General features: G+C 44.1%; 15 protein-coding genes. 2 read left to right on the top strand and 13 right to left on the bottom strand.

Going from position 1 to position 13,043, the window contains the following annotated elements:
• Window positions 1–166: 166 nt before the first annotated feature.
• Window positions 167–421, top strand: a complete 255-nt coding sequence (locus tag ASD24_RS15805; protein WP_024633700.1) for an AbrB/MazE/SpoVT family DNA-binding domain-containing protein — start codon at window positions 167–169, stop codon at window positions 419–421.
• Between the two features lie 319 nt (window positions 422–740).
• Here the strand turns inward: ASD24_RS15805 and rsmI are convergent, their stop codons facing one another.
• The 12 genes from rsmI to ASD24_RS15740 all read right to left on the bottom strand — a co-directional run bounded on the left by rsmI (window position 741) and on the right by ASD24_RS15740 (window position 10,599).
• Entirely contained in the window at window positions 741–1,622 is an 882-nt protein-coding gene (rsmI, locus tag ASD24_RS15800; protein ID WP_056697389.1) for a 16S rRNA (cytidine(1402)-2'-O)-methyltransferase, read from the bottom strand.
• Window positions 1,623–2,402, bottom strand: coding sequence for a tRNA1(Val) (adenine(37)-N6)-methyltransferase (locus ASD24_RS15795; protein WP_056697387.1), 780 nt, complete (start codon window positions 2,400–2,402; stop codon window positions 1,623–1,625).
• 102 nt (window positions 2,403–2,504) lie between these two features.
• The gene (gene yabA / locus ASD24_RS15790) at window positions 2,505–2,873 is read right to left on the bottom strand and encodes a DNA replication initiation control protein YabA (protein WP_056697385.1); all 369 of its coding nucleotides are present in this window, start codon (window positions 2,871–2,873) and stop codon (window positions 2,505–2,507) included.
• A gap of 28 nt (window positions 2,874–2,901) precedes the next feature.
• Window positions 2,902–3,702 carry a PSP1 domain-containing protein gene (locus ASD24_RS15785; RefSeq protein ID WP_056697383.1) on the bottom strand — a complete coding sequence of 267 codons (801 nt, stop codon included), beginning with the start codon at window positions 3,700–3,702 and terminating at the stop codon, window positions 2,902–2,904.
• A 116-nt stretch (window positions 3,703–3,818) separates the two neighbouring features.
• A complete protein-coding gene (gene holB, locus ASD24_RS15780; protein ID WP_056697381.1) occupies window positions 3,819–4,790 on the bottom strand; it encodes a DNA polymerase III subunit delta' in 972 nt (323 codons plus the stop codon).
• A 9-nt stretch (window positions 4,791–4,799) separates the two neighbouring features.
• Window positions 4,800–5,243, bottom strand: a complete 444-nt coding sequence (locus ASD24_RS15775) for a YaaR family protein (RefSeq protein WP_056697379.1) — start codon at window positions 5,241–5,243, stop codon at window positions 4,800–4,802.
• A gap of 379 nt (window positions 5,244–5,622) precedes the next feature.
• Window positions 5,623–5,952 (bottom strand): cyclic-di-AMP receptor, encoded by a 330-nt coding sequence (locus ASD24_RS15765; protein WP_056697375.1) that lies wholly within the window; start codon window positions 5,950–5,952, stop codon window positions 5,623–5,625.
• Window positions 5,953–6,012: 60 nt separating this feature from the next.
• Window positions 6,013–6,660 (bottom strand): dTMP kinase, encoded by a 648-nt coding sequence (gene tmk, locus ASD24_RS15760; protein ID WP_056697373.1) that lies wholly within the window; start codon window positions 6,658–6,660, stop codon window positions 6,013–6,015.
• Window positions 6,661–7,151: 491 nt separating this feature from the next.
• Entirely contained in the window at window positions 7,152–7,841 is a 690-nt protein-coding gene (locus tag ASD24_RS15755) for an LrgB family protein (protein ID WP_200956162.1), read from the bottom strand.
• Window positions 7,817–8,158: a CidA/LrgA family protein gene (locus ASD24_RS15750; protein ID WP_162248953.1), complete on the bottom strand. Its 342-nt coding sequence runs from the start codon at window positions 8,156–8,158 to the stop codon at window positions 7,817–7,819. Before ASD24_RS15750 ends, ASD24_RS15755 begins: the two co-directional genes overlap by 25 nt.
• Window positions 8,159–8,279: 121 nt before the next feature.
• The gene (locus ASD24_RS15745) at window positions 8,280–10,112 is read right to left on the bottom strand and encodes an aminotransferase class I/II-fold pyridoxal phosphate-dependent enzyme (protein WP_056697367.1); all 1,833 of its coding nucleotides are present in this window, start codon (window positions 10,110–10,112) and stop codon (window positions 8,280–8,282) included.
• 301 nt (window positions 10,113–10,413) lie between these two features.
• Window positions 10,414–10,599 carry a sigma factor G inhibitor Gin gene (locus ASD24_RS15740; RefSeq protein WP_056697365.1) on the bottom strand — a complete coding sequence of 62 codons (186 nt, stop codon included), beginning with the start codon at window positions 10,597–10,599 and terminating at the stop codon, window positions 10,414–10,416.
• Window positions 10,600–11,097: 498 nt separating this feature from the next.
• Here ASD24_RS15740 and ASD24_RS15735 point away from each other — a divergent pair, with 498 nt between their 5' ends.
• On the top strand, window positions 11,098–11,622 hold the full coding sequence (locus ASD24_RS15735; protein WP_056697363.1) for a hypothetical protein: 525 nt from the start codon (window positions 11,098–11,100) through the stop codon (window positions 11,620–11,622).
• A 717-nt stretch (window positions 11,623–12,339) separates the two neighbouring features.
• Here ASD24_RS15735 and ASD24_RS15730 read toward each other — a convergent pair.
• The gene (locus ASD24_RS15730) at window positions 12,340–12,777 is read right to left on the bottom strand and encodes a hypothetical protein (RefSeq protein ID WP_235540614.1); all 438 of its coding nucleotides are present in this window, start codon (window positions 12,775–12,777) and stop codon (window positions 12,340–12,342) included.
• Window positions 12,778–13,043 lie beyond the last annotated feature (266 nt).

Here is a 13,043-nt window from a genome sequence, read left to right as displayed (position 1 = left end):
TAGCTTCCAATCCCTTACCCATCTTAATTTTATCAAAAACAGCCTTAATTTTAAGCTAATTTTAAGGTTGACTGTTTTGGGAATCGTTGGTATGATGGGTATCATAAAACATAAAATAATGTCGAATAATGACAATGATAAGTAGCTGAGAGGAGCACTGATTATAATGATGAAATCAACAGGTATTGTAAGAAAAGTCGACGAACTGGGACGGGTAGTTATTCCAATCGAATTGCGCCGTACGCTGGGTATTGGCGAAAAGGATGCTCTTGAGATCTATGTTGATGGTGAGCGCATCATGTTGAAAAAATACGAGCCAGCTTGTATCTTCTGTGGTAATGCTGAGAACGTAACTTACTTCAAAGGCAAAATCGTTTGTAACGAATGTATTTCCGAGATCCCTGCACCTGTGACAAAATAAGAAAAATCAGGTATAATGGACTTATTCAATAGTTATTTCTAACCTTTTTATATTCCTTACTTGCCTTCCCGGTGTGAACCCCACCGTTGGAAGGTCTTTTTTTGTTCCTTTACCCAAAAAAAGCCTACTTGTCTTGCCACTGAGGCGAATGCGAAGTAAGCGGTGGATCCGATATGACAATATAAAGAGGTATAATGTTAATGCCATATACTTATTAAATTATTTTCCACCGCATCTTCATTTTAATATTTCTTTAAGTTTCCAATTAAGGTTGCTTTAAGGTTTAGTTTTGTCAGTCTGTACATAGATTGGGTTGAAATTATAATAAAGCGTTATACACGTCTCTCTTCGTTAACCCTCGATCTGTTGCCGTTTTCTTCATTGCATCCTTACGACCTAGACCCTCGGACTCATAATGGGCTACATGCTCTTCCAACGAAAGCAGTTGCCACCATGCTTCACGTTCTGCTTTTCGTTCATGCTCCTTGATTCCATCGACCAGAAGACAGTACTCTCCGAGCGGTGGATGCTCTTCAAGCCATTCGATACATTCTCGAATGCTACCTCTTGCAAATTCCTCATGGCGCTTAGTCAATTCTCGAGCCAAAACTACCGGACGATCGCCTAAGATCTCTTCCAAATGAGCTAGTGTTTTACGAATGCGATGAGGTGACTCATAAAACAACAAAGTGCCGTTTGATTCGTCAAAAGCCTCCAACACTTTTCGCATATCCTTTTTCTCTCGTGGCAGAAAACCACCAAAGGTGAATCGTTCTGTTGGTAATCCCGATACAATCAAAGCAGACAATGCTGCATTCGGTCCTGGGATCGGAATAACTCGAATTCCAGCTTCAATGGCGAGCTGCACAAGGTCAGAACCTGGGTCAGAAATAGCCGGTAAACCTGCATCACTGACGAGTGCCAAATTTTTTCCTTCTATTATATAGCGTATCAGTTCAGGCCCACTTGCGGCCTTATTATGCTCATGGTAACTAAACAGCATGGAAGGTGTAATATCAAAATGGGTTAAGAGCTTTCTCGTCTGTCTAGTATCCTCGGCCGCGATGATATCACACTGCTTCAACGTATTGATGGCTCTGAAGGTCATATCATCCAAGTTACCAATTGGAGTTCCAACCAAATATAAATTTCCTGAGCCTTCCGATAAATCTACATAGCTTTTCTGAACTTTCAATGTCATCTATAGCCCTCCTTCCACAGGGTGTGGTTTGTGCTGTGAGCCATAGTAGATATCCATAATCTCCTCACAGTAGGTTCCCTCTTCATTGTACACAATGAGCGGTGGAAGCATCCGTACTTCTGGCTTTCCATCCTTAGAAGCTTCTATTAATACCATATTTGCTTCCAGATGTGAACGAGGGTGAACCATTCGAATCCGCTTGGGTTCCAGTTTGTATTCCCGCATGAGAGAAATGATCTCGGCAATACGCTGAGGACGATGAACCATCGAAACTTTTCCGCCATTGCGAAGCAGTCTACTGCATGCTTGAATTACTTCTTCCAATGTACATCCGACTTCGTGGCGTGCCATAGCCTGATGGGTATTCATCTTCAGATCACTACCATTCAGTGGCATGTATGGTGGATTAACCGTTATTGCATCGTAAGCTGCATGTCCAGTCACTTTGACCAGTTCGCGCAAATCCCCCTCATGAATGGTGATCGACTCGCCCAGTCCATTGAGCTGCACACTACGTCTTGCCATATCTGCTAATCGTGGCTGAATCTCAATCGCCTCCAAATTAGCCTGTGTGCGTGTCGTTAACAAAATCGGAACGACCCCGTTACCTGTACATAGATCGAGCACCCGCCCACGTTTAGGCACAGAGGCAAACCTCGCTAATAACACAGCATCCATGGAAAAGCTAAACACTTCGTCACTTTGAATAATCTTCAGATCGTGAGAGAGCAAGTCATCAATCCGCTCTGACTCATGTAACATTACTGAATTTTCTGTCATATGATGCACTCATCCTCCGGTATGCTATGCTTCGTTACATTCTTTATACTCAAAATGCTTTAACCTTAAAAAAAACCGTAGGGTATCTTCCCTACGGTCACTTCATTTATTAAGAAAAGACAGGCAGAACAGACAATCGCCTTCCGTCCGTAAATGTCCATAATAGACATTGCAGATATGGAAGCCTTCGTGATACAACCGAGCTAAGTTATCATACCCTTCACCTACAACATCTTCTCCGGTAGCCGGCCCTGCAGGCCTTGCGATCGGAGCTAGTGCAGAAGCAGCAGGCAGATCAGCTGGAGCTTCACGCTTAAGCAGTTTACGTAACTGCTCATTCTCAATCGTAAGCCGCTGATTATCCTCAAGCAGCTCTTTGACAATCATTTTTAACTCACCTAAATCACTGTGCAACTGACCCAATTGGGTTTCCATTTCATGAATGTGCGTAAACAGATTTTTCTTTTCCAAGTTTCCACCCCGAAGCAACCTTTATGGTTTACTTGATAACGACGTCATCCAGCGGAAGTTCTTTGACTTTACTGATGTCGAACAGTTGAACATGGACTGTGCGATTACCGGCGTTGATCCCAACAACTTTTCCTTCACCCATTGAGGTGACGACCAACTTGCCTACAGCCGGAAGTTCTTCTCTCACACTTTCATAGTTATCATGCTCAAACTTCAGACAGCACATGAGTCTTCCGCACAACCCGGAAATTTTCGTCGGATTCAGTGACAGGCTCTGATCTTTAGCCATCTTAATTGATACCGGCTCAAAGTCTCCCAGCCAGGAAGAACAACATAATACACGGCCGCAAGGTCCGATTCCTCCAAGCATTTTCGCCTCATCTCGAACTCCAATCTGACGAAGCTCAATCCGCGTTCGAAAAATGCTTGCTAGATCCTTGACCAGCTCTCGGAAATCAACTCTTCCTTCAGCTGTAAAATAAAAAATAATTTTATTGCGATCAAACGTAAACTCCACATCGACCAGCTTCATTTTGAGGCCATGGTCTTTGATTTTATTTAAACAAGTACCGAATGCTTCTTTGGCTGCACGCTTGTTCTCATCTACCACACGAGCATCTGTCTCACCTGCTACGCGGATGACTTTCTTCAGCGGCAATACCACATCGGACTCGCCTACTTCCTTCTTACCAACTACAACCTTACCGTACTCTACCCCCCGCGCTGTCTCCACGATAACGCAGTTTTCTTTCTCAATGGGAAGGTCCAGGGGATCGAAGTAATAAATTTTGCCCGCTTTTTTGAAACGGACACCCACTACACTATACAAAAAATTAACCCCCTTGTAAGCCAATCCCACTTCGTCTGAAGCCCTATCTTCTTAAGGAACCCCCCGAAGTTATAACCGTTTGCATATGATTGGAACAAACCTGTCCTCTCCCAGTCTTATGCCAAACCGATCAAAAATTGCTCCAGACAAAGCTGGCCATTGACATTGAAACGCAATTTTTTTCTACATGCCGCGGCCGAATCCATATAGGAGACCCACTGATCTGTACTCCGGGTTCTGGCCAATTGAGACAGCATGTCCAACTGATCTATAAAAACGATATGTTCATGCCTACCGTACTGAATATAGAGCATATCTCTAAACCATAAATGGAATAGACTAAGCATCATATCCAGATGTTCTGAGAGTCCGGTTTTGAAAAGCTTCTGCTGTGCAGAGATCAACGATGTACTTCCTCTACCCAGGGACTCCTTCCCTAATTGTAACATTACGTTTCTAATTTCTGCAAACCAATTCTGCTGGAGAATTTCTCTACATGCTTCCAAACCTGACGCTAAATGGACTGCAGAACGAGCTAGATTAGCTGGGTGTTCTTCCGAAATCAATATTTGAAGCATTTCTTCCGGATTGAGCGCGTTAAATGGAACGAGTTGCGCACGAGAACGAATGGTTGGTAGCATTGCCTGCCCGTTATCGGTAATCAGGATACCTACTGCAGGTACCTGAGGCTCTTCCAGAAACTTCAGCAAACTATTGGCCGCTTGAACCGTCATTTTTTCAGCCTGCTCTATAATGTACACTTTAGGATGTCCAGCCTCTGAACGATAGGAGAAAATGCGCTGTAAATCTCGAATTTGATCAATTTTGATGTTGTTTCCATCTGGAGCAAGCATCGTTAGATCAGGATGATTGCCATGCTCTACCTTTCGACATTCTAAACATTGACCGCAGGCATCGTCCTCTAGCTCTGTACAGAATATCGCCTTGGCAAACGTAATCGCTGTCTGCAATTGCCCGCTGCCAGATGGCCCGCTGAACAAATATGCATGGCTGACCGCCTCACGCCTTAAGCTGCTCTGTAACATCTGCTTCGCTGCCTGCTGACCCATAATTTGTTGAAAAGACATACTTCCTCCTCAGAAGCTTAAATTAATAAGCATTCCCCGAATTTCACCGACTTGTTGAAGCAGTGTAATTTTTCCATCCTCAGTCTCAAGCAGCTCATCTGCCATTATTAACAGGGCTGCATCGACTTCATCAATCAATTTATACCGTTTACCCCGTCCTCTGCGATCCCATCCCCGAGTTTCTTTCATAGAGACACCGCGACGAACCGTTTCTTCTAAAAACCGCTTTACGAGCTGCTTATAAGCTTTGAGTTCGCGGATCGTCATGGATCGAGCCAAGCGGTCACCCTGCATTTGAATTTCACTTAATCTACGGTTCAATTCAGCCTGTGACGCTCGTTCACCCTGGTGATTCATCATATCAGAGAAGTTTTTGGATTGAACCGGCTTAGAGCTAGAATCGGAAGAACTGATACCGCTCTGCATTGGCCGGAACCCAGGATTGATTTTCATGGATACGCCCGCTTTCTATTATAATACCTGTTATCAAGATACGTCTTCTGTAGGGCAATCGCCCATCAGCACAGTGCGCATTGCGCCTGTGCGTGAAATTAGCCTTTATTATGAGCTGTATAAACCTCTATATATAATGGTAGAGAAAATTCACCATCATGTGCAATTTATGCATTTCTAGAATAGTCAGCCTTCGTCCAAGAAGAGCCGTCCTATACAGTTGAGGTTGTTCAAAAAGCTTTTGAACGTACACTATTATGGATTATTTTTCTTGGACGAAGAATGTCGATTGTTGATCTTAAGAAAGACGTAACTTTTCTCTATTATGCCTTGAGGCATGATTCATCCGAGGCGTATTAGAGATTACGCTTAATCCCTCTTAAAAGTGCTCAAAACGATCAACTGGCAGAACAAACACGGTTGCTCCCCCGACTTGAACTTCAACAGGTAGCGGCAGGTAAGAGTCGGTTGTTCCACTCATTGGCGTAACTGGCGTTACGAGCTGTTCACGAACCTTACAACTGCTGCGAATGACGTTCATTACGGATTCGACCTGACCATCATCGACACCGATCATAAACGTCGTGTTGCCTGCCTTCAAAAACCCACCGGTACTGGCCAGCTTCGTAGCTCTATAATTCGCTTTGACCAGGGCGCTGGATAATCGGTTGCTGTCTTTATCCTGTATAATCGCAACAATTAGTTTCATCCTGCATAACCTCCTTCAATAATAAGCACTTCATAAATGCCATGTTTATATATTAGACAATTACTCGTCAAAATCCTTCAAAATCCCTGCCTTAAGCGACAAAATCATTGAAGCAGCAACCTCATCTGGCTTGCGGGAAGCATCAATAATTTGAATCCGATCTGGGAATTGTTCCTTTAGAAGAAAATAACCCTCACGTACTTTTCGATGAAACTCTAAACTTTCCAAGTCTAGACGGTTCACTTCACGTCCATTATGAGCATTGATCCGGGCAAGCCCTTCTTCAGGTTCAATATCCAGATACAGCGTCACATCTGGCATTAGGTCACCGATCGCAAACTTATTAATAGCCCATACGGATTCCATGCCAAGTCCACGAGCATATCCTTGGTAAGCCAGACTGCTGTCAACAAACCGGTCACAGATGACCATCTTACCTGCCTTCAGTGCTGGCTCCACCTTCTCCGCCAGATGCTGACTACGAGCAGCCGCATAGAGCAGTGCTTCGGTTCGTGAATCCATTGACGTATGAAGAGGGTCAAGGATGATGGAACGTATTTTCTCCGCAATCTCAATCCCACCAGGCTCACGAGTAACTAGCAATGGTATACCCTGTTCTTCCAAGTAAGAACCTAACCTGCTGATCATCGTTGTTTTTCCGGAACCCTCTCCCCCTTCCAGCGTAATGAATTTACCTCTGCCCTGCATATGCTTCCCTGCTTTCTATATCGATTATTGCGTCTAAATGTGTGATCGTGAGTACTGTGTAATGAATATGCTCTGTGTAAGTTCAGCTACATAACTTCTACGACTGATCTCTTGATAAAAAAACTCATCCAGATTGCCGTTAGTTAAATCCACATAGCTGAATTTATCTGTCGTACACTGGGCTACATACTCCAGACTATGAAGTAGCCTGCTTGAAGGTGTATGCCCATGCACCCAGAAGCCTCACTGTCTACTTTTGTACAAGCTTCTATTTATATTACTATACATGATCAATGGCTGATGGTCAGCATTTCCCTTATAATCATGTTCAAAAAGGACGGTTTTCAGTACCGAGGAGATGGGATGAAGCTAGAAATGGAGTAGCGGAGCGTAGACCAAACTACGTGGGCAACTCATTGTTTGCGAAGAAAACAAACTTCGTAACTATCCACTTATTTGGGCTGAATCCCATACTCGACGCTGAGATGCCTCTAATACAGCACCCATACCCAGAGCGGAAGCATCATTGATCCAACAATCGCACTCATAATCATCGAAACAGAGCTTAATGCCACAGCATTCTCCCCATACTCGAAAGATCTAGCCATTCCCAGTGCATGAGATGCTGAACCTAGACCAACCCCATAGGCATGGCTGCTCTTTATTTTTGCCCACCTTAGCAGCATGGGACCCAGTAATATACCGGAGAAACCCGCAATCATCACAAACAGTGAAGTAAAAGAGGAATTTCCTCCAACCTGATCAGCAAGCTGAATAGCAACAGGTGTAGTTACCGATTTGGGCAAAATGGCGATGACCATCTCTTTCGGGTATCCTAGCACAATTGCCACCGATGCACCTGTGAACATGCCTGTAATGCTACCTATAATGGTGCCACCTATAACGGGTAGGATATTCTTTTTTAACACATGGATATGTTTGGATAAGGGGAACGCCAAGGAAACAACAGCAGGGCCGAGCAGTTCTTGAATCCATTGCCCCCCAAGCATATACGTATCTAACGGGATATCTGTAATAACCAAAATCAGAACAATGACAGCCGTTGTCGTTAGAACAGGCATAACAATAGGCCATTTGAATCGGCGATACATATATGTCGCTCCCACATACATCACAACCGTCAATATAATCATTCCTAATCCAAGGAGGATTGATGACACGAGAGTTCCTCCTTCCGTTGATACTTCTCCCTCCAAGCCATAATCCAATGACTGGTTAAGGCAGATAACAGACAAGTAGTTAGTGTGCTTACAATTAGCCCAAGGACAAGTAAGATGGTATTGGCTCGGAAGAAATCGAAATGATTAATAATACCGACAGTTGGTGGCACAAATAACAATTGCAGATTGGACTGAAGCCAAGACGAGCCTTCTTCACCCCAGCTTATTTTGATCCAGCCTAGTTGAATGACAATGAAAAGTACTAACATCCCTATGATGCTACCCGTAAGCGGTAGATTCAGTATGGTTTGAATCATGTTTCCTACCCAATAGAAGCCATACATACATATGACTTGTAGGACTATTCCTGTATATTTTTTTAGCGGAATACCCAACGGTGTACCTTCTTTCTCTCTATTAAAAAATAAATAACTCTCTCTATTGGTTCTTCATTACCTTCATTGTTTGCAGAGAAGCATCGGTTACGCCATGGAACTTAGCTCCCTCATCCCGCAGAAGCTGTATACGTGCAAGTATTGTAGGGCTTATACGCTCCCCAGGATATATGAGAGGAATACCTGGAGGGTATGGAATAACCATCTCTGCAGAATAGCGCCCAGCACATTCATTAATAGGTACTTCTATTGTGTGCTCTTCTCTAATGGGCTGGAGTGAAAATAGGATCGGCTCCGAGTAGGTTACCTTTTCTTGGAAATTGTTCCACGTGGAAATGTAATGCTTCTCTTCTCTCATATGTTCTCCTGATTCCTCAGGACAGAGCAAATCTTCCTCACCAGCAGAAGCTGAGCTGATGTCCTGCAAAGCCTGTAACACCTGCTGGGCATCCTCCTCTGTAGACCCCAAACTGAAGAGCAAGACGACGTATCGTTCGTCGCTCATCTCGGGTATGCAGCCGCGCGCTTCAAGCTGCTGCTGCAAGCCATAACCGCTCAGTATTCCTAATCCGTCATAAATGACGGCCTTGAATGGATCCTGAGCGGTGTATCCTGCTGCGGCGTGGCCTAGCCCTGCCGCCGATTGCCCGTGCATCTGCTCTGGCTGTGCAGCAGATGCTCGGACAGTTTGGTCAGCCGGTTCCACATCGGCTGACAGCACTTGCTGCTGCAGCGCCGCAGGCTGCAGCAATCGGAAACGCGGCAGCTCCGCGAGGCCGCGCTTGAAGGTGCTCACGGCGGCGAGCCCCGCCGTGAAAGTCTGCGCGCCCCGCACATGCAGGAGCTGGCGCGCAAGATCGAGCGAAGCCATCACAGGGTATGATGGGCTTGAGCTCTGCACCATGGCCAATCGCTGACGCAGCAGGGAACGGTTAACCCGTGTTCCCTGAACATGCAGCATGGCTCCCATGGTGAAGGCAGACAGCATCTTATGCGTAGACTGCACTACACCGTCCGCTCCGCAGGACAGTGCAGATGCAGGCAGCTCCGGATGCTGCCCATAATGCGCGCCATGCGCTTCATCCACGAGCAACGGCATACCGGCCTCGTGGCAAATACGGGCTATAGGCGTCAGATCAGCGCCCATCCCATAATAGTTAGGCAACGTGACAAGTAGTCCCTTTGCTTCGGGATATGCCTGGACAGCTGCTTGCACCGTCTGAACAGACGGCATAACGGCAAGTCCAGACGTAGGATCAACCCAAGGCTCTAGGAATACAGCCTTGGCACCGGCGAGCATCAGCCCATAAATAACGGACTTGTGTACATTACGTTGTACCAGCACGATACTTCCCGGCTCATCACACACGGTTAAGAGTAACGATAGATTGCCAGCTGTGCTCCCCCCGACCAAAAAGAAACTTTCCTCAGCACCATAACAATCCGCTGCCAACTGCTGCGCCTCCAAAATAACTCCCTCAGGATGATGCAAATCATCCGTGCCCGAGATTTCTGTCACATCCATACGCATCATCTCTAGGAATGCTCTCGTGGGTACGATGTTGGACTGGGACTGCTCCTCCTGATGCTTCTCTTCCCGTAGAGTAGTATCTTGTAAAGGCACCTGTCTTTCACCGGTACTTACATGCTCTCCCTCTACTATATGTAGTTGTGATTGCTCTAACGGCTCTCTCCCCAAATGGCTCTCATTATCACTTGTAGCCTGATCATCAGAATGTGTGCTTCTTTCCTTTTGCAATAAAGCTCGATAGACTTGTCCATTTTTGTGACCCGGTACATGAAAGGAACGTTGTCCTGAGTCCCGATACGCAAGTAATGCCTCGTAAAGCGGTGCACGATGTGATTCCAATTTCATATCCTAACCTTCCCATACGCTCAGTATTTTAATAATCTAGTGCTAATCCATCATTTTTTAAGATTAAAAGTAACACTGACTCCATAACTCTTCCTATATGATGTACGAAGCTCTCCACCAATGATCCTCTATCCGTTGAACTCAATTGATTTCTTAACTCAATCTCCATTTTAGCATATCCCTTTTTACCGCACTCATGAGATGATTTCCCCCTCTTTCTCAATCATACCCTTGAATACACAGAAAAAAGACCCTCCCGGGGTCTCGATCATACCTACACCTATATATTGTTTTGTTTTCTTTAAGCGTTCTTTTGCACCCATATTTGCTTCATCTGATGGACAAAATAATTATACTTCGCATCCTGCGCATCGGTATGAACCATCTCAGCTTCACAAGTATCACATATAAATTCGGATACAATAAAAATGCCGTCTCGTTTACGTTGCTCGCATATGATACATGTGTGTTCGGTGTGTTCTTCCATCAACCATCCCACCTTGTTTTACGTTTACTATCAGTATTGCACAGTTTCTATTATTTTAAACCTTTTCATAGTGCATTTCTTTTACAAAATATATATATTCACTTCTCCCCTCTTGGGTGTCTGTACCTATAATAAACATCATCATCACTTTAAAAAGCGTCTATTCATGCATGTTATACGATCTTCGGGCTGGATTAGGCAGCCTACGTGCTTATGTTTTAAACGTTAAATATCACCTTTTAGGATGCGCTCCAAAACTAATATTCTATTACCTTAAAAAATCTTGGAATTTCAGCCGATATATAATACATCACCATTGGAAACTGACAGTCTGTCTCATCGGGAGTATAATTGGTTCTAGACTCAAAAAGGTTTAACATCTTGTACATCATCTCACCATGACATACAAGGTTCATATAAGCATAAGGATTCACACCACAACTAGATTGAAGCATCTTTGCACATTAACGTGATCCCTGAAGGAGGATTTGTCCACGTATGTTCGCTGAACCGGAGAATAAAGCTACATTCTATCAATACCGGCTTCTGAAAAAAAAGGTCATCGCTCGTAGTGTCATCTACAGCTATCTCTGCTTGCCTATTATCATGCTTTTCTTTAACTTACTCGCATTCTCCTGGATGGGTCTCTTATCTTTTGTACTAGCAGGTCCCATTACAATTTGGATTCACTATGTCATCTCCAGGACGATACTCCTTCTAGTGCGTAGCTCTTATACCAAACGCTGGCGCTGGAGCCTCCGTATGCCTTGGCTTGGCTATATCCCTGACCAGCATTTCAGCTACCGTATGTTTGTACGCGTACATCTTAATATTTGCTGGATTGGCCTATGCATCATCACAGTATGTCTGATCTGGTCACCGCTATCCTTTACGTTTGCGTTAATATTCTGGCATATCTGGCTGCTTGTACCTCGCTTATATGTAATTCTGTTTCTTTCCAGAGAACGCAAAGATGGTTTGATTAAATTGACTAATCAAGATGTCTCTTATTATCTTCAATAATGAATCCGGTCTCATGCAGATTGAGATCAGTTTTAAGTACTACATATTGCTTTCACTATTGTCGCTTCTCTTACTACCCTAATTTAAAATTGAATCACTCCATATTCAAGATAAGTAATCAACCAACATAAAAAAGGTTATCCACTGTGGATAACCTTTTTTCTTTCGCTTAAATACTCCTTTATCCACACGCTGGGTACAAGCCATCAGAGTTATCCCCACCAATTAGTTTAAATAATGTCCCGTATCTTCCTGCCTCTATAGCTCACTCTCCCCTCGATCTAAGGTGACTGCCAGTAACAAACCGGAGGAAGGTAGAGATGACGTCAAATCTTATGCCCCTTATGACCTGGGCTTCACACAGATCCCAACCGTATCTTACACAGCTTCTGCACCTTGCCTTCTCTGTTCCTCTCTGTTTCTCTCTATGCCCTTCATATCGGGAATATGATTACCTTAATACTTCTGTCTTCGCCCTACTCCATCTGCGCTTATTTCCCTTTTAGCTACCTTAGTCTTGAGGAAATTGTTAAACGTCATTGGGCTTACCTGTCCGATCTTAAGGTTCTTTAGTATTAAACTCTCATATGTATCCTCTCACATTAAATAAAGTCCACTACATCCAAACAAAAAAGCACTCGTCAATGTAACGAGCACTTTTATATATAGGCTTGATTTCATCATTCTAAACTACTTCATGATCATGCACGGACATCGCTAGTCCTCGTCATCCAATGATTTCACAGTCGTTTGGGCTGTATCATTCTTTGGAACCATTAACGTAAAGAATCCATCATGCACAGCTAACTGTACGATATGTCCCTCTTTAGCAAATACACGTAGGGAGCTTGAGGTATTGGAATTACGCTTAGCTTGCTCCTCTGTCCAGCCCCAATTTTTGATTTCGTTTAGATATACTTCAGGCAAGCTTGTGCTTTCACTGATACCAGACAATGTATATCGTACATAATCCATATCCGAATTACCTTCAGATTGGTCAGATTTATTGGCTACCTTGGGAACGGGGAATCCTTTCTCATTAACCGCTCCTTCATAAGAAGTCCATGCGACTCCTGTTTCACCGCAAGCGGTTAGTAAAACCAACATGCAGATCATTAGAAATGAACATAGTCCGAGTCTTCGCCGACTTAACACACACACCCTCCTTTTCACAGCTGCACATTCCAGCTCTGTGTTGAGGTACTTTTAGCATAATTAACATAGTCCTATTATACTGGTTTTGAGCTTTCTTTCCGTAACAAAACTGTTACCTTCTTTTCGTTAGAAAATGTCAAAACGATATCATATTTTCAGAAAAGAACAATAAACAAATAAAAACCACCACCGAATAACATCGGCAGTGGTTCTTTGCTTGGCGGCGTCCTACTCTCCCAGGACCCTGCGGTCCAAGTACCATCGGC

Source organism: Paenibacillus sp. Root52 (assembly GCF_001426865.1).
Taxonomy (GTDB): Bacteria; Bacillota; Bacilli; order Paenibacillales; family Paenibacillaceae; genus Paenibacillus.
The sequence above is the reverse complement of the archived record's forward strand: the minus strand, read 5'-3'. Positions and strand labels throughout refer to the sequence as shown.

Excerpts from the sequence above, each read along its gene's own strand:
- ASD24_RS15740 (WP_056697365.1), bottom strand. The coding sequence starts at position 10,599 with ATGGAAGAACACACCGAACACACATGTATCATATGCGAGCAACGTAAA.
- ASD24_RS15750 (WP_162248953.1), bottom strand. The coding sequence starts at position 8,158 with ATGATTCAAACCATACTGAATCTACCGCTTACGGGTAGCATCATAGGG.
- ASD24_RS15775 (WP_056697379.1), bottom strand. The coding sequence starts at position 5,243 with ATGAAAATCAATCCTGGGTTCCGGCCAATGCAGAGCGGTATCAGTTCT.
- ASD24_RS15735 (WP_056697363.1), top strand. The coding sequence starts at position 11,098 with ATGTTCGCTGAACCGGAGAATAAAGCTACATTCTATCAATACCGGCTT.
- rsmI (WP_056697389.1), bottom strand. The coding sequence starts at position 1,622 with ATGACATTGAAAGTTCAGAAAAGCTATGTAGATTTATCGGAAGGCTCA.
- ASD24_RS15795 (WP_056697387.1), bottom strand. The coding sequence starts at position 2,402 with ATGACAGAAAATTCAGTAATGTTACATGAGTCAGAGCGGATTGATGAC.
- tmk (WP_056697373.1), bottom strand. The coding sequence starts at position 6,660 with ATGCAGGGCAGAGGTAAATTCATTACGCTGGAAGGGGGAGAGGGTTCC.
- ASD24_RS15765 (WP_056697375.1), bottom strand. The coding sequence starts at position 5,952 with ATGAAACTAATTGTTGCGATTATACAGGATAAAGACAGCAACCGATTA.
- ASD24_RS15805 (WP_024633700.1), top strand. The coding sequence starts at position 167 with ATGATGAAATCAACAGGTATTGTAAGAAAAGTCGACGAACTGGGACGG.
- holB (WP_056697381.1), bottom strand. The coding sequence starts at position 4,790 with ATGTCTTTTCAACAAATTATGGGTCAGCAGGCAGCGAAGCAGATGTTA.
- ASD24_RS15745 (WP_056697367.1), bottom strand. The coding sequence starts at position 10,112 with ATGAAATTGGAATCACATCGTGCACCGCTTTACGAGGCATTACTTGCG.